At 73.3% G+C, this 15616-nt stretch carries 14 protein-coding genes; 8 read left to right on the top strand and 6 right to left on the bottom strand.

The window, feature by feature from the left end; all coding sequences use genetic code 11:
* The first annotated feature begins 5 nt into the window (after positions 1 to 5).
* Positions 6 to 896 (top strand): polysaccharide deacetylase family protein, encoded by an 891-nt coding sequence (locus tag ASF39_RS04765; protein WP_056281462.1) that lies wholly within the window; start codon positions 6 to 8, stop codon positions 894 to 896.
* Between the two features lie 46 nt (positions 897 to 942).
* On the opposite strand, the gene ASF39_RS04760 is transcribed toward ASF39_RS04765, so the two are convergent.
* The gene (locus ASF39_RS04760) at positions 943 to 1671 is read right to left on the bottom strand and encodes a GntR family transcriptional regulator (protein WP_055880509.1); all 729 of its coding nucleotides are present in this window, start codon (positions 1669 to 1671) and stop codon (positions 943 to 945) included.
* 112 nt (positions 1672 to 1783) lie between these two features.
* Positions 1784 to 2701, bottom strand: coding sequence for a LysR family transcriptional regulator (locus tag ASF39_RS04755; protein ID WP_056281460.1), 918 nt, complete (start codon positions 2699 to 2701; stop codon positions 1784 to 1786).
* 126 nt (positions 2702 to 2827) lie between these two features.
* On the opposite strand from ASF39_RS04755, the gene ASF39_RS04750 reads away from it, so the two are divergent.
* The 6 genes from ASF39_RS04750 to ASF39_RS04725 all read left to right on the top strand — a co-directional run bounded on the left by ASF39_RS04750 (position 2828) and on the right by ASF39_RS04725 (position 8646).
* Positions 2828 to 3769 (top strand): ring-cleaving dioxygenase, encoded by a 942-nt coding sequence (locus ASF39_RS04750; protein ID WP_056281458.1) that lies wholly within the window; start codon positions 2828 to 2830, stop codon positions 3767 to 3769.
* 70 nt (positions 3770 to 3839) lie between these two features.
* Positions 3840 to 4472: an alpha/beta hydrolase gene (locus ASF39_RS04745; protein ID WP_055880500.1), complete on the top strand. Its 633-nt coding sequence runs from the start codon at positions 3840 to 3842 to the stop codon at positions 4470 to 4472.
* 88 nt (positions 4473 to 4560) lie between these two features.
* Positions 4561 to 4917, top strand: coding sequence for a 4-fold beta flower protein (locus ASF39_RS04740; protein WP_055880497.1), 357 nt, complete (start codon positions 4561 to 4563; stop codon positions 4915 to 4917).
* Between the two features lie 212 nt (positions 4918 to 5129).
* On the top strand, positions 5130 to 6113 hold the full coding sequence (gene gmd, locus ASF39_RS04735; RefSeq protein ID WP_056281456.1) for a GDP-mannose 4,6-dehydratase: 984 nt from the start codon (positions 5130 to 5132) through the stop codon (positions 6111 to 6113).
* A 68-nt stretch (positions 6114 to 6181) separates the two neighbouring features.
* A complete protein-coding gene (locus ASF39_RS04730) occupies positions 6182 to 7183 on the top strand; it encodes a GDP-mannose 4,6-dehydratase (RefSeq protein ID WP_056281509.1) in 1002 nt (333 codons plus the stop codon).
* A gap of 38 nt (positions 7184 to 7221) precedes the next feature.
* The gene (locus tag ASF39_RS04725; RefSeq protein ID WP_156648390.1) at positions 7222 to 8646 is read left to right on the top strand and encodes a mannose-1-phosphate guanylyltransferase/mannose-6-phosphate isomerase; all 1425 of its coding nucleotides are present in this window, start codon (positions 7222 to 7224) and stop codon (positions 8644 to 8646) included.
* Here the strand turns inward: ASF39_RS04725 and ASF39_RS04720 are convergent.
* The 4 genes from ASF39_RS04720 to ASF39_RS04705 form a co-directional block, all read right to left on the bottom strand.
* Positions 8634 to 11378, bottom strand: coding sequence for a molybdopterin-dependent oxidoreductase (locus ASF39_RS04720; protein ID WP_056281452.1), 2745 nt, complete (start codon positions 11376 to 11378; stop codon positions 8634 to 8636). The genes ASF39_RS04725 and ASF39_RS04720 overlap by 13 nt on opposite strands.
* Complete coding sequence (locus tag ASF39_RS04715; RefSeq protein ID WP_056281450.1) at positions 11375 to 12202, bottom strand: FAD binding domain-containing protein; 828 nt, start codon at positions 12200 to 12202, stop codon at positions 11375 to 11377. The genes ASF39_RS04720 and ASF39_RS04715 overlap by 4 nt, the downstream gene beginning before the upstream one ends.
* 196 nt (positions 12203 to 12398) lie before the next feature.
* Entirely contained in the window at positions 12399 to 13088 is a 690-nt protein-coding gene (gene metW, locus ASF39_RS04710; protein ID WP_056281449.1) for a methionine biosynthesis protein MetW, read from the bottom strand.
* Positions 13089 to 13203: 115 nt separating this feature from the next.
* Positions 13204 to 14451 (bottom strand): homoserine O-acetyltransferase, encoded by a 1248-nt coding sequence (locus ASF39_RS04705; protein WP_056281447.1) that lies wholly within the window; start codon positions 14449 to 14451, stop codon positions 13204 to 13206.
* A 289-nt stretch (positions 14452 to 14740) separates the two neighbouring features.
* Between ASF39_RS04705 and ASF39_RS04700 the strand changes: the two genes are divergently transcribed.
* Positions 14741 to 15589 (top strand): chorismate mutase, encoded by an 849-nt coding sequence (locus ASF39_RS04700; protein ID WP_055880470.1) that lies wholly within the window; start codon positions 14741 to 14743, stop codon positions 15587 to 15589.
* Positions 15590 to 15616 lie beyond the last annotated feature (27 nt).

The raw sequence follows: 15616 nt of genomic DNA, 5'->3' as shown, positions 1-15616 counted from the left end.
ACCCCATGGATACGATTCCCGGACACGGCCGCTACGGCTACAGCGCCCTCCCGCAAAGGCCGGTCTACGACTGGCCGGAGGGCAGGCGCCTGGCCGTCTACGTCGCCCTCAACCTCGAGACCTTCGATTTCGGCTCCGGCCTCGGGGCCGAGCTGGCGCCGGGCGGGCCGCAGCCGGACGTGCTGAACTACGCCTGGCGCGACTGGGGCAACCGCGTCGGCGCGTTCCGGCTCGCCGAGGCGTTCGACGGCCTGCGGCTCCCCGCCAGCGTGCTCGTCAACAGCCGGCTCTATGCCGATTGCCCCGGCCTGATCGAGGCGTTCCGGGCACGCGGCGACGAGATCGTCGGCCACGGCCGCACCAACGCCGAGCGCCAGGGCCCCCTCGACGAGGCCGCCGAGCGAGCGCTCATCGCCGAGGCCACCGCCACCCTCACCCGTCACGAGGGCCGCGCCCCGGCCGGCTGGCTCGGCCCGTGGATCTCGCAGTCGCGCGTCACCCCCGACCTCCTGGCCGAGGCCGGCTACCGCTACCTCCTCGACTGGGCCCACGACGACCAGCCGGTGTGGTTTGCCACCCGCGGCGGCGGGCGCATCCTCTCGGTGCCCTACCCGCAGGAGCTCAACGACATCCCCGCCATCGTGGCGCGCAAGGACTCGGCCCGGGATTTTTCCGACATGATCGTCGACGCCTTCGACGAGATGCTGGCGCAGAGTGCCGCCGCGCCCCTGGTGATGGGCATCGCCCTCCACCCCTACATCGTCGGCCAGCCCCACCGCCTGCGCCCGCTGCGCGCCGCCCTGGCCCATATCGCGTCGCGGCGGGACGACGTCTGGCTGACGACGGCCGGCGGGATCGCGGACTACGCCGGGCGGCTGCCGGAGGTGGGGGGGTGAGAGACGCGCGTTTCGTTCAATCGGGTTCCGGCCGACACCGCTCCCCTCACCCCGCCTTCCGCCTCGCCGCCCCGCCCTCGACATAAGGCGCCAGCAGGCGTCCGAGGTCGCGGTCGCGGGGGGGCTCGGCGACGATGTGGGCGCGCTCGGCCACCGCGTCGAGGTGGTGGTCCATGAGCGCGATCACCCGCTCGGCGTCTCCCGCCACCAGGGCGGCGACGATCTCGCGGTGCTCGCTCACGGCACAATCGGAGGAATGGGGCCGGCTGTACAGGGACAGGATCAGGGCGCAGCGGTAGCCGAGTTCGCCGACGTAGCGGCCGAGCACCGGGCTGCCGGTCATTTCGGCGAGCAGCAGGTGGAACTCGGTGGCGAGCCGGATCGAGGCGGCCTCGGTGCCGTGGCGGGCGGCGTCCTCCTCCTCGATATGGGCGAGCAGCGCCGCCTCCTGGGCCGGGCCGATGCGCCCGACGAGGCGCTGCATCACCAGGCGCTCCAGCGAGATGCGGACCTCGAAGGTGTCGCGCGCCTCCTCCCAGCTCGGGGTCGCCACCACGGCGATGCGGTTGCGGCGCAGTTCCACCAGCCCCTCCGCCGCCAGCTGCCCCAGGGTCTGGCGGGCGATGGTGCGGCTGACGCCGAAGCGCTCGCCCAGCGCATCCTCGGGCAGGCGGTCCCCCGGCAGCAGCGCCCGCTCGACGATGGCCCGGCGCAGGGACCGGCAGATCGACCCGACCTTGCCGGTGCCGTCGTGTGTCTGCGCCTTGGCCGCCATCCGTCCCCCCGTCGATCATGGTTCGTCTTGCGCGCGGTCCTTGCGCATGTTCCTTGCGCGCGCGCCTGTCGGACAACCGTAAGCACGACTGGGACCAGCCCGTCACATCCGGTCACGGCCCCGGCGTGTTCCACGGCCGCGCCACCAGTTCCCGTTCGAGGAAGCCGATCAGCGCGCTCACCCGCGCCGGGCGCAGGGCACCCGGGGGCATCACCAGGTTGAGGGCGATCGGGGGGGGCGCCCAGGCCGTCATCACCCGTTCGAGCCGGCCGGCGGCCAGGTCCTCCCACACCATGAAATCGGGCTGCACGGCGAGGCCGAGGCCCGCCAGCACCGCCGGCGTCAGGGCGTCGGCGTTGTTGGCCCGCAGCGGCCCGCCCGGCACCACGCTGGCCTCCTCGCCGGTCTCGCCGACGAAGCGCCAGCGGTCGGGGCTCGGGAGGTGGGCGTAGCCGAGGCAGGCGTGGTGGGCGAGATCGGCCGGCACCTGCGGCCGGCCGTGCCGGTCGAGATAGGCGGGCGCTCCCACCAGCGAACGGCGGATCGGGCACAGGCGGCGCACCCTGAGGCTCGAATCGGCCAGCGCCGCGATGCGCAGGGCGAGATCGAAGCCCTCGCCCACGAGATCGACCACGGCGTCGCTCAGCGCCAGGTCGATCCGCACCTGCGGATGGGCGGCGAGGAAGGCCGGCAGCAGCGGGGCCACGTGCAGCACCCCGAACGACATCGGGCAGGCCAGCCGCACCAGGCCGCGCGGTTCGGCCGTGGTGGCCATCGCCAGCGCCTCGGCCGCCTCACCCTCCGCCAGCAGCCGCGCGGCACCCTCGCGGGCCTGCCGCCCGGTCTCGGTGAGCGAGAGTTTTCGCGAGGTGCGGTGGAACAGCGGGGCGCCGAGGCGCGCCTCGAGCCGGCTCACCGCCTTCGAGACGGTGCCCTTCGACAGGCCGAGGTCGGCCGCGGCCCGCACGAAGGAGCCGGCCTCGGCCACCTTGGCGAAGATCGCCCAGGCCTCGAAATCGGGTAGGCGCATGGCAACCGTGCTTTTGCGAAACGATGGGTTTCCATCGTTTCCGTTTATGCCGGTCCTGACAAGCTCCATATCGGCGTCACGGGGTCCGTCCCACCGGACCGAACGCCCTTCGAAGGAGACATCGTCATGTCCGTCCCCGGCATCCGCCACGGCATCCACCACGTCACCGCCCTGTCCGGCCCGGCCCGGCGCAACCTCGACTTCTACAACCGCGTGCTCGGGCTGCGGCTCGTGAAGAAGACCGTCAACTTCGACGATCCGGGCACCTACCACCTCTACTACGGCGACGAGACCGGCCGGCCCGGCACGATCCTGACGTTCTTCCCCATCGCCCAGGCCGCCCGCGGCCACGTCGGCACCGGCGAGACCGAGGAGACCGCCTTCACGGTGCCGCGCGGCGCCATCGGGGCCTGGATCGACCGCCTGGCCGGCCACGGCATCGCCGTCGATCCGCCGGTGCGCCGCTTCGGCGACACGGTGCTGCGCTTTGTCGATCCCGACGGCATGGCGCTCGCCCTGGTGGGGGTCGACGAGGCCGGGCCGGCACCGGCCCGCAGCGGCGGCGAGGTACCGGCCGGGGAGGCGATCCGCGGCATCCACGGCGTGACGCTGCGGCTCGCCGAGACCGGCCCGACGGCGGCGATCCTCACCGACGTGATGGGCTTTGCCGAGGTCGCCCGCGAGGGCGACGCGGTGCGCTACGCCAGCGGCGCGGATCTCGGCGGGTTCGTCACCCTGCGCGGGGTCGGGGAGGCACAGCGCGGCCGGGCCGGGGCCGGCTCGGTCCACCACATCGCCTTCCGTGCGGCCGACGACGCCGAGCAGGCGGCGATGGTGGACAGGCTCACGCGGGACCACGGCCTCGCCGTGACCGAGCAGCGCGACCGCCAGTACTTCCGCTCGGTCTACCTGCGCGAGCCCGGCGGCATCCTGTTCGAGATCGCCACCGACGTCCCGGGCTTTGCCGTCGACGAGCCGGTGGCCGACCTCGGCGGGGCGCTCAAGCTGCCGGCCTTCCTCGAGGCCCAGCGCGCCCGCATCGAAGGCGTGCTGCCCGCCCTCGCCTGACCGCGACCGCCCCCGCGCCGCCACGACCGGCGCGGGGGCGGCATCGCTGAATCCCCTGCAGGAGCCCGCCATGACCGCCGCCACCCTTGGTTTCGTCCATCGCTTCGCGCCCGCCACGGTGCCGGGGCGCCCTGCCCTCCTGCTCCTGCACGGGACAGGGGGCGACGAGGGCGACCTGCTGCCGCTCGGGCAGGCGATCGCACCCGGGGCGGCCCTGCTGTCGCCGCGCGGGCCGGTGCTGGAGCGGGGCATGCCGCGCTTCTTCCGGCGTCTGGCCGAAGGGGTGTTCGACGAGGCGGACGTGGAACGCCGCGCTCGTGACCTCGCCGATTTCGTCGTCGCCGCGCGGGACGCCTACGGGATCGGCCGGCCGATCGCGGTGGGATTCTCCAACGGCGCCAACATCGCCGCCGCGACCCTGCTCCTGCGGCCCGGCGTGCTCGCGGGCGCCGTGCTCCTGCGCGCCATGGTCCCCTTGCGCGCCTGGCCGGAGGCGGATCTCGCCGGGCTGCCGGTGCTGGTGCTGTCGGGGGCGACCGACCCGATCGTGCCGCAGGAGAACGCGGGGCGTCTGGCCTCCGGGCTGGCGCAGCGCGGTGCGCGGGTGGAACACCGGGTGCTGCCCGGCGGCCACGGCCTGACCGCGACCGACGCGACGCTGGCGGCCGATTGGCTCGGGCGGCGGGAGGCGGATGCCGCCTGACGGGGGCGTCGTCCTCGCCGTTCCCGCGTTCGGCCCTACCTTGTGACGGGGACGCCCGGTTCCCCGCGCGTCGGACACGGATCCCGTCATGATTGCCTTCTACGATCGACAGGGACGGGCGACCGCCTTCTGCGAGGACGGCGCATCCCTCTACTTCTGGGACGGGCGGCCCGCCGCCTACCTCGACGGCGACATGGTGGTCGACTACGGCGGGCGCCCCATCGGCTGGCTGCAGGACGGCTGGATCACCGACCTCGACGGGCACGCGATCCTGTTCGAGAGCGACGCGATCCGCGGCCCGGCCAAGCCCGAGCGCCTCGCCAAGGCCGTGCCCGCCCCGCGCCGGCCGCGCCCGGCCAAGGCCGACCGCACCGGCGAGGCTCCGCCGCGGCGGCCGGTGTCGAGCACGTCCTGGTCCGAGCGCAGCTTTTCGCAACTGCTCTGATCCCCGCCGCCTCGCGATCCCGGCGTCGCGAGGACGACGGCATCGTCGGGCGTGCCCGCTCCGGCCGACGGGATGGTCCGGCCCCTTGCGTGCCCCCCGGGCATCCGGTACGGCGGGACGCGCCGATGCGTCTCCATCCAACGCCTTGAGGGGACGCGGTTTTTGGTCGGGAGCCGGCGGCCTTCGTCCCGAACCCCGCTGAGGACCGTCCCATGGCAGCCCCGCGCGCATTGATCACGGGAGTGACCGGGCAGGACGGCGCCTACCTGGCCCAGCTGCTGCTCGACAAGGGCTACGAGGTCTTCGGCGTCGTCCGTCGCTCGAGCCACGCCGGCATCTACGACCACCGCCTGAAGTGGCTCGGCATCGCCGACCACGTCCACATGCTCGACGGCAACCTCATCGATCCCTCGAGCCTGTCGCGGATCGTGCACCAGGTCCAGCCGGACGAGATCTACAACCTGGCCGCCCAATCCTTCGTCACGGCCTCGTGGCAGCAGCCGATCCTGACGGGCCAGGTCACCGGGCTCGGCGCCGTCCACCTCCTGGAATGCGTCAGGAACCTCAAGCCCGACACCCGCTACTACCAGGCCTCGTCCTCCGAGATGTTCGGCCTGATCCAAGAGGAAGTGCAGAACGAGGCGACGCCGTTCTATCCGCGCTCGCCCTACGGGGTCGCCAAGCTCTACGCCCACTGGATGACCGTGAATTTCCGCGAGAGCTTCAACCTCCACGCCTCGAACGGCATCCTGTTCAACCACGAATCGCCCCTGCGCGGGGTCGAGTTCGTGACCCGCAAGGTCACCGACGGGGTGGCGCGGATCAAGCTCGGCCTTGCCGGCGAGCTGCGGCTCGGCAACATCGACGCCAAGCGCGACTGGGGCCACGCCAGGGACTACGTCCGGGCGATGTGGCTGATGCTGCAGCAGGACACGCCGGACGACTACGTCATCGCCACCGGCCGCACCACCACGGTGCGCGACATGTGCGAGATCGCCTTCCGCCACGTCGGACTGAGCCACGAGGACCACGTGGTCGTCGACCCGGCCCTGTACCGGCCGGCGGAGGTCGACGTGCTCCTCGGCGACCCCGCCAAGGCGAACCGGACCTTCGGCTGGAAGGCGCAGATCACCCTCGAGGAGATGATCACCGAAATGGTGGACGCCGATCTCGCCCGGTTGCGCAAGGCCGGGTGACGGCCGCGCCGGGACCGTTCGGTGTCATCGGACGAACGCACACGGGCTATGGAGCGGAGGACGACGACGTGAGGCGCATCCTCGTCACCGGCATCAACGGGTTCGTCGGGCGCCACGCCGCCCCCGCCTTCGTGCGGGCCTTCCCCGATGCGCGCCTCATGGGGATCGGGCGAACGGCGCCGGCCGCCCCTGTCCCGGGCATCCCCGCGCCGCCGATGGCCTATCGCGACACCGACCTCGCCGACGGCGCGGCGGTCCGGGACGTGATCGGCGCGTTCCGGCCCACCGACGTGCTCCACCTGGCGGCGGCGTCCTCGGTCCAGCAGTCGGAAGGCGCGCGCGCGGGCACCTGGCGGGCCAACGTCGGCGACCTCGTCACCCTGGCCGAGGCCGTCGCCGACCTGGCGCCGGGGGCACGCTTCTTCTTCGCGAGCACCGGCGAGGTCTACGGACGCGCCTTCCTCGATGGCTGTCCCGTGAACGAGGCGACCCCGCCGCAGCCCGCCGGCACCTATGCCCGCACCAAGCGGGTCGGTGAGGAGGTGCTGACCGACATCCTGCACGGGGGCGGCCACCGGGTCGTGCTGATGCGGCCGTTCAACCACAGCGGCCCGGGCCAGGACGAGCGCTTCGTCGTTCCCTCCTTCGCCGCGCAGATCGCCCGGATCGAGGCCGGGGTGGCGCCCCCGGTGATCGCGGTCGGCGACCTCGACGCGCGGCGCGACTTCCTCGACGTCCGCGACGTCGTCTGCGCCTACGTGGCCCTCGTCGAGAAGGCCGAGGGCCTGCCCGGCCTGTCGGTGTTCAACATCGCCTCGGGCGAGGCGCGCCGGATCGGCGACATCCTCGAGGCCCTGCGCCGGCTGTCGCGGCGGCCCTTCGACGTCCGGGTCGCGCCCGAGCGGATGCGGCCGTCCCAGATCCCGGTGGCCAGCGGCAGCGCCGCCGCCCTCACGGCGGCGATCGGCTGGACGCCGGCCGTGCCCTGGGAGGATACCCTTCTGTCCGTCCTGGAGGATGCCCGCCGCCGCGTCGGCGCGGACCCGACCCGGCCGGTGACCCCTCCATGACGACGCGCGCTCCAGACGAAGGCTCGGTGATGACGGACATGCCCACTCCCCTGATCCTCCCGGTGATCCTGTGCGGCGGCTCGGGCACGCGCCTGTGGCCGGCCTCCCGCGAGAGCATGCCCAAGCAGTTCACCGCCCTGGTGAGCCCGGCGAGCTCGACCTTCCAGGAGACCGTCCGGCGCGTCGGCGACGCGGCGAGCTTCGGGCGGGCCACGGTGATCACCTCCAGCGACGCCCGCTTCATCGTCGCCGAGCAGCTCGCCCAGGCCGGCATCGCCGCCGACATCCTGCTCGAGCCCGAGCGGCGCGATTCCGCCGCCGCCGTGGCGGTGGCCGCCCTGCACGCCGCGGCCACCGCGGCGGACGCGGTGGTGCTGATCATGGCCGCCGACCACGTCATCGGCGACACCGCCGCCTTCGCCGCCGCGGCGCGGGCGGCGGCCGAGGGCGCGCGGGCCGGCTACATCATGACCCTGGGCATCGAGCCGACGCGGCCGGCCACCGACTACGGCTACATCCGCCGGGGCCGCCCGTTGGAGGGCGACGGCGCGGCCTGCACCGTCGCGCGCTTCGTCGAGAAGCCGGACGCGGCCGGTGCCGAGGCGCTGATCGCCGACGGGGCGCTGTGGAACTCCGGCTACTTCCTGTTCCGCGCCGACGTGATGATCGCCGAACTGCGCGCGCACGTCCCCGAGATCCTGGAGGCCGCCGAGGGCGCCCTGGCGCAGGCGACCCGCGACCTCGACTTCATCCGCCTCGACGCCTCGGCCTTTTCCCGCGCGCCCAAGACCTCCATCGACTACGCGGTGATGGAACGCACCACCCATGCCGGCGTCCTGCCGGTCTCGTTCCCGTGGTCGGACGTCGGCACCTGGGACGCGGTCTGGTCCGTGCTCGACAAGGACCCGGACGGCAACGCCGTGCGCGGGCGGGTCGAGCTGCTCCACACCCGCGGCAGCCTCGTCCACAGCGAGGGCGAGCACCTGACCACGGTGGTCGGCCTCGACGACGTGGTGGTGGTGACCACCGCCGACGCGGTGCTCGTCACCTCCAAGGCCCGCTCCGGCCTCGTCAAGGACCTCGTCACGGTCCTGCGCGACAAGGCGCATCCGGAGGCGGACGCCCATCGCCGGATCTACCGCCCGTGGGGCTGGTACCAGCGCATCGACATCGGCGAGCGCTTCCAGGTTAAGCGCATCATGGTGACCCCGGGCGGGCGGCTCTCCCTGCAGAAGCATTTCCACCGGGCCGAGCACTGGGTGGTGGTGCGCGGCACCGCCGAGGTCACCCTCAACGGCAGCGTCGCCCTCGTCCACGAGAACGAGGCGATCTACCTGCCGATCGGCGCGATGCACCGCCTCACCAACCCGGGCAAGATCCCGCTGGAACTCATCGAGGTCCAGGTCGGCTCCTACACCGGCGAGGACGACATCGTCCGCGTCGAGGACATCTACGGGCGCTGAGCCCGAGATCCCGATCCGCCCGCCATCACCGCGCGAAAAATCCGGTCGGGGGCGAAGGGGGTCTGGGTGAGGCGGGCGCCGGTGGCGTCGCGGATGGCGTTGGCCAGAGCCGGGGCGACCGGGTTGAACGGGCTCTCGCTCATCGACTTGGCGCCGAGCGGCCCGATGCCGTCGTGGGTGTCGGCGAACAGCACCGTGGTGCGGGGCACGTCGGCGAAGGACGGGACGTGGTAGTCGCGCAACGTCCGCGTCGTCACCGCGCCCGCGTCGTCGATCCGCATGTCCTCGTAGAGGGCCGCCCCCAGGGCCTGCGCCACGCCGCCCTCGATCTGGCCGCGGCACTGCATCGGGTTCATCACCCGGCCCGCGTCCGCCGCCTGGACGCTGTCGAGGATGCGGACCTCGCCGCTGAGGCGGTGCACCGCCACCCGGAACCCCTGGACGTTGAAGGCCACCGAGCGCGGCGTCCCGTCGGCCCGGCCATGCCCGACGAGGGCGCTCTCCCGCGCCAGGTCGGCGAGCGCCACGGCGCCGCCCGGCACCGCCACGGCGTCGATCCCGAGCCGGCAAACATCGGCCGCGACCCCGGCACGGGCGGCGGCCGCGGCCCGGATCGCCTCGGCGAGCGCGGTGGCGGCGCGCAGGCTCGCCTGTCCCGCCACCACGATGCCGGTGCTGCCGTAGGCGCCGGTGTCGTGGCCGACCGCGTCGGTGTCGGCCTGCCGGATTGCGATCCGGTCCGGCGTGGTGCCGAGCGCCGAGGCGGCGATCTGGCCGAGGACGGTGGTGGTGCCGTTGCCGAACTCGGCGGTGCCGACGGACAGCGCGTAGCGCCCCTCGGGGGTGAGCGCGACGCTCGCCTCGGCGACATGCCCACGCGGCGGGATGGTGTCGATCATCGCCATCGCCATGCCCTCGCCGGTGAGCCAGTCGGGGGAGGGGGGAACGGCCGGCGGCATCGCCGCCAAGGCCTCCTCCACCCGGTCGAGGCACTGGTCGAGCCCGTAGCTGCCGTAGGCGACGTCGTGCGGCGCCAGGCTCGTGGAGACCATGGCGTCGCCGGGCCGCACGACGTTGAGGCGCCGCATCGCGAAGGGGTCGATCCCGAGGCCGCGGGCGAGCTCGTCCATGGCCGATTCCACCGCGAACACCGTCTGGCTGAGGCCGTAGCCGCGGAATGCCCCGGCGGGCACGGTGTGGGTGTGGACCGCGTAGGCGTCGACGCGCTTGTTGGGGCAGCGGTAGACCCCGATCACCTCGTTGCAGCCGTGGTGGATGACGCCGCCGGCGTGGTTGCCGTAGGCGCCGGTGTCGGAGACCACGTGCAGGGCGATGGCGGTGAGCGTCCCGTCCCGCAGGGCGCCGATCTTCACGCCCACCCGCATGGCATGGCGGCTGGTGGCGCCCACGAACTGCTCCTCGCGCGTCGTCTCCCATGCGACCGGCCGGCCGGTGGCGAGCACGGCCAGCGCCACGAGGTCTTCCGTCAGCATCTCCTGCTTGCCGCCGAAACCGCCCCCGACCCGGCCGCAGACCACCCGCACCGCCTCGGGCGCGAGGTCGAACAGGTCGGCCAGGGCGTCGCGGGTCAGGAACGGCACCTGGGTGCTCGAGCGGATCACCAGGCGGCCGGCCGCGTCCCGCCAGCCGATGGCGGCGTGGGTCTCGAGATGGGCGTGCTGCACCCTTTGCGAGACGTAGGTGCCCTCGTGGATCAGGTCGGCTCGCGAAAAACCCGCCGCGACGTCGCCGATCTCGCCGTGGACTTCCGCAGCGAGGTTGGGGTGGGTGCCGGCCGCGACACCGGGCCGGGCGTGGACCGGCGGCGCCTCGGGCATGAGGGCGGCTCGCGGGTCGAACACCGCCGGGCGGACCTCGTAGTCGACGACGAGGGCGGCGCAGCCGGCCTCGGCCGCCGCCTCGCCCAGCGCCACCACCGCCGCGACGCGCTGGCCGACGAAGCGCACCACATCATCGAGCACCCGCGTGTCGCGGGCGTCGTCCAGCGGGTCCTGGTGGCGGCCGGTGGAGAAGCGCTTCGCCGGCGCGTCATCGTGGGTGAGGACCGCGACCACGCCGGGCACGGCCAGGGCGGCGGCCCGGTCGATGCGCAGGACGCGGGCATGGGCATGGGGCGAGCGCAGCACCTTCATGTGCAGCATGCCCTCCAGCGGAACGTCGAGGGTGTAGCGGGCGGTGCCCGAGACCACCGCCGCGCCGGCCGGGGCGGGGAGGTTGCGCCCGCACGGGTCGGCCGCCCCATCGGTGTCCCGGTCGACATGGCCGATCCCGGCGATGGCGTCGCCGATCGCCCGGTAGCCGGTGCAGCGGCACAGGTTGCCCTTGAGGGCGGTGGCGAGATCCCGGCGCTGGCCCTGGTCGAGGGCGGCGGCCGTCATGATCATGCCCGGCGTGCAGAAGCCGCACTGGAAGCCTTGAGCGGCCAGGAACGCCTCCTGCATCGGGTGCAGCACCGCCGGCGGGCCCTCGCCCGGCCGGCATGAGCCGGCCAACCCCTCGATGGTGGTGATCGCCCGGCCCTCGGCCCGGAACGCCGGGACGAGGCAGGAGTGGACCGGCTCSCCGTCGAGGTGGACGGTGCAGGCGCCGCAATCGCCGGCGTCGCAGCCCTTCTTGACCCCGTACCAGCCGTGCTCGCGCAAAAGGGTACGCAGGCACTGTCCGGGGCGCGGCGCGGCCTCCCGCACCTCGCCGTTGACGGTGAGGATCATGCCCGTTCCTCCCTCGCCATCTCGGCGCGGATCTCCTCGGCCAGCACCAGGGTCATGTGCCGGCGCCAGTCCGGCGCGCCGTGGACGTCGTCGTGATAGGCCGCCTCGGGGATCGCGGCCGCGATGGCCCCCCGCAACGCCCCCGCCTCCGGGCAGGCCGGAAAGGCGAGGCGGAACGGCCGCCGGGTCGCGGCCGTCACCGTGAGGGCGACGCCGCCGTCAGCGTCCAGCGTACCGACGAGCAGGGCGCCCGAACGGCCGTTGGGGCTGAGCGACACCTGCCGGAACGCGGTTTGCCGCCGCAGGGCCGCCGCCGGCAGGTCGATGCGGCGCAGGACCTCGCCCGGTGCCAGGGCCACCGTTTGGGCGCCCACCACGAAATCGAGGATGCCGACCCTGCGCTCGCCGCCGTCGGGCGTCCAGACCACGCAGGTGCCCTCCAGGGCCGTCGCCAGGGCGATCATCGGGGCGGCCGGCAGCGCCAGGCAGACGTTGCCGCCGACCGTGGCCAGGGTCCAGATCTTGAACGACCCGAGCAACGCCCGGCAGCAGCGCCCGACCAGGGGGGCGGCGACCCAGGCGGGCGGCAGGTCGATCCGGTCGAGGGCGGCGATGGTGCAGGTCGCCGCCAGCGACAGGCCCTCGTCGGTGATCGCGTGATCCGGCCAGCCGAGGCGGGTGAGGTCGACGAGCCGGGTCAGGTCCGGCTGGGCTTGCGAGAACAGCCACGTCCCGCCCGCGAGCCAGGCGTCGCCCGGCCGCCAGCCGGTCAGTTCCTCCCGCGACCGGGGCGTCGCGACGGCCGCGATGGTGTTCAGGTCCAAGGCGCTCCCCCTCCTACCCTGCCGCCTCGATCGCCGCCTCGCGGGGAGGGGAGAGACCTTCACGCCGCCGGCCGCGCCGGAATCGAGCGGCGCAGGACGCCGGTCCCGGTACGCGATCCGATGCAAGGTCCTTGCCCGGTCCCGCCCGTGAAGCGTCGGGCCGACGCCCGAGTTTTCACGTGGAACGCGGGCGGCCTCAGGTCGGGTCCGGCTCGCCCCGGCGCAGCAGGAACACCCCCTGTGCGCCCATCAGGTTCCACACCCACCAGGGCATGGCAAAGCGCATCGGCCGGCCCCTGGCGTTCAGGGCCTGGGCGGTCTCGATGCGGGCGCCGACCACCCGGCACAGGCCGACGAAGTCGCGGATGGTGCAATGGTGGATGTTCTGGGTCTCGTACCAGGCCTCCGGCATCAGGGTCGTCACCGGCATGCGCCCGCGAAACCCCAGTTCGGCCCGCACCCGCCAGTGCCCGAAGTTCGGGAACGAGATCACCACCTGCCGGCCGATCCGCAGCAGGTGTTCGAGGACGATGCGCGGGTTGCGCGTCGCCTGGATCGTCTGGGACAGGACCACCACGTCGAAGGCGTCGTCGGGGTAGTTCTCGAGGTCGGTGTCGGCGTCGCCCTGGATCACCGGCAGGCCGCGGGCCAGGCATGCGTTGACGCCCTCGCGCGACAATTCGATGCCGCGCCCGTCGACCCCGCGCCGGTCGCGCAGGAGCGCCAGCAGCGAACCGTCGCCGCAGCCGATGTCGAGCACCCGGGCGTTGGGCGGCACCAGGCCGAGCACGATCAGGTGATCGATGCGCGCGCCGTCGTCGTGCGGCAGTGCGCCGATGCCCTGCCAGGGGGCGGGGGAAAGGGATGGGGAGCGGCTCATCGTCATGAGGCGGCACCCGCCGGCGTTCCGTCCCGCTCCCTCCTCCCGAGGCCGCTCACGCGGCACCTTAGGATGAGGAGGTGGGCGGGACGACGCGTTCCGGGCGGTCTCGAGGCCACTCTCACAGCCCGCGCGCCCGGGCGGCGGCGTCGATGAACCCCCTGGCGGCGTTGAACATCACCGGCTCGTCGAGGAGGAAGGCGTCGTGGCCCTTGTCGCTCTCGACCTCGACGAAGGCGACCGCCGCCGAGGCCGCGTTGAGCGCATGCACGATCGCCCGCGAGTCGGCTGTGGGGAACAGCCAGTCGGAGGTGAAGGACATCACGCAGAACCGCGTCTTCGTTCCCTGGAACGCCTTGGCCAGGACCCCGCCGTGATCGGCGGCGAGGTCGAAGTAGTCCATGGCGCGGGTGAGGTAGAGGTAGGCGTTGGCGTCGAACCGTTCGACGAAGCTCAGGCCCTGGTGGCGCAGGTAGCTCTCGATCTGGAAGTCGGCGTTGAAGGAGAAGGTCGGGGCCGAGCCGCCCTGGAAGCGGCGGCCGAACTTGCGGTGCAGCGCCGGCTCCGAGAGGTAGGTGATGTGGGCGCCCATGCGGGCGACGCCGAGCCCCTTGGCCGGGCGCGTGCCCTCTTCGAGGTAGCGCCCCTCCGCCCAGGCCGGGTCGGCCATGATCGCCTGGCGGCCGACCTCGTGGAAGGCGATGTTCTGGGCCGAGTGCCGGGCGCCGGTGGCGATGGGCATCGCCGCGAACACCCGCTCGGGGTAGCTCGCCGCCCATTGCAGCACCTGCATCCCGCCCATCGACCCGCCGATGCACAGGAACAGGTCGGGGATGCCGAGCCGGTCGAGGAGCATCGCCTGGGCGCGCACCATGTCGCGGATGGTCACCAGCGGGAAATCGAGCCCGTAGGCCCGGCCGGTGGCCGGGTCGAGGGAGGCCGGACCGGTGGAGCCCATGCAGGAGCCGATCACGTTGGAGCAGATCACGAAGTAGCGATCCGTATCCACCGGCTTGCCCGGGCCCACCAGGGTCTCCCACCAGCCGGGCTTGCCGGTGAGCGGATGGGTGTGGGCGAAATGCTGGTCGCCGGTGAGCGCGTGGCAGATCAGCACCGCGTTGGTGCGCGCCGCGTTGAGGGTGCCCGCGGTCTGGTAGGCGATGCGGAACGGCGCCAGCGCCACCCCCGCGTCCATGGCCAGCGGCTCGTCCGTCCCGAACAGCGCCACCGGGCTTTTGGGATCGGCGCTTTTGGGATCGGCGCTTTTGGGATCCCGGCTCCTGGGGTCGACCGGCTGCGACGGGTCCCGCGTGGAAACGTCGTCCACGGGGGCGCCCGGTGCCGTGGCGGGATCGAGGGAAGTGTCCATGGCGGGTCTTGACGGTTCCGTCCGTCTCGGGTTTGGGCGTCGAGCGCCGGCCGGCACGAGCCGGTCTGCCCGCAACGGATGTCACGCGAGGTAATGTGCGCCCCTGCGGGCGTCAACGAAAGGCCCCCGCCCCGGCAAAAGGCCGTTTGCCGGGCAGGATCGCTCCTCGCACTGGCCCTCGCGTGCGCAATTCCCTAAGCAAGGCCCCCGAGCAGGGTCCCGCATACGGGCCCGGCGGCCTCTCACGCGCCGACCACTCGTCCCCCGCCCCGGACCCGCGTTTCCTCGCATGCGCTTTTTCACGAGACCCGCGCCGCCCCTCGACGATCTCGCCTCCCTGCGCGCCGAGATCGACCGCATCGACGCGGAGATGCACGCCCTGCTGATCCAGCGCGGGTCGATCATCGACCGGCTGATCGCGGTCAAGAAGACCTCGGCCTCGGGCTCCGCCTTCCGGCCCGGCCGCGAGGCCGGGATGATGCGGCGGGTGGCCGAGCGCCATCGCGGGCTCCTGCCCCTCGACACCGTGGAGGGGATCTGGCGGGTCATCATCGCCACCTTCACCTACGTCCAGGCGCCGTTCGGCGTCCACGCCGACGTCTCGGGCGGCGACGCGCCGATGCGCGATTCCGCCCGGTTCCACTTCGGCTTCACGGTGCCCTACCGGCCGCATCCCACCTGCCTCGCGGTCATCGAGGCGGTGGCGGCCTCCCGCGGCGACCTGGGCATCTTCCGCCTCGATTCCGAGGAGGCCCCGGCCTCGGGCGCCGCGCCGTGGTGGGAGGGGCTGGTGGGCGAGGGCCGGCCCAAGGTGATCGCCCGCCTGCCCTTCATCGAGCGGCCGACCCACCCGGCCGGGACCCCGGTGTTCGTGATCTCCAACCCCCTCGACGACCCGGCCGCCGCGCAGCGCGACTGGGTGCTCCACGCCCTGCGGGTCGCGGCCTGGACGCCCCAGGCGGAGCGCGCGCTGCAGGACCTCTACGGCGAGGTGGTGGCCCGGGACGGCCTCAGCCTCCTCCTCGCGGTTCCCGGCGGCGCCGGCCCGCGCCAGCTGCGCGAGACCCTGGAGCGTGCCGGTGCCGCCCCGCAGAGCCTCGACGAGGTCGGCAGCCACGCGGCGCGGTTCCGGGTGTAGGGCGTCCCGCCCGGTCGGAGCTGCGGC

Source organism: Methylobacterium sp. Leaf108, assembly GCF_001423265.1.
Taxonomy (GTDB): domain Bacteria; phylum Pseudomonadota; class Alphaproteobacteria; order Rhizobiales; family Beijerinckiaceae; genus Methylobacterium.
This window is presented reverse-complemented; position numbering and strand designations above follow the sequence as displayed.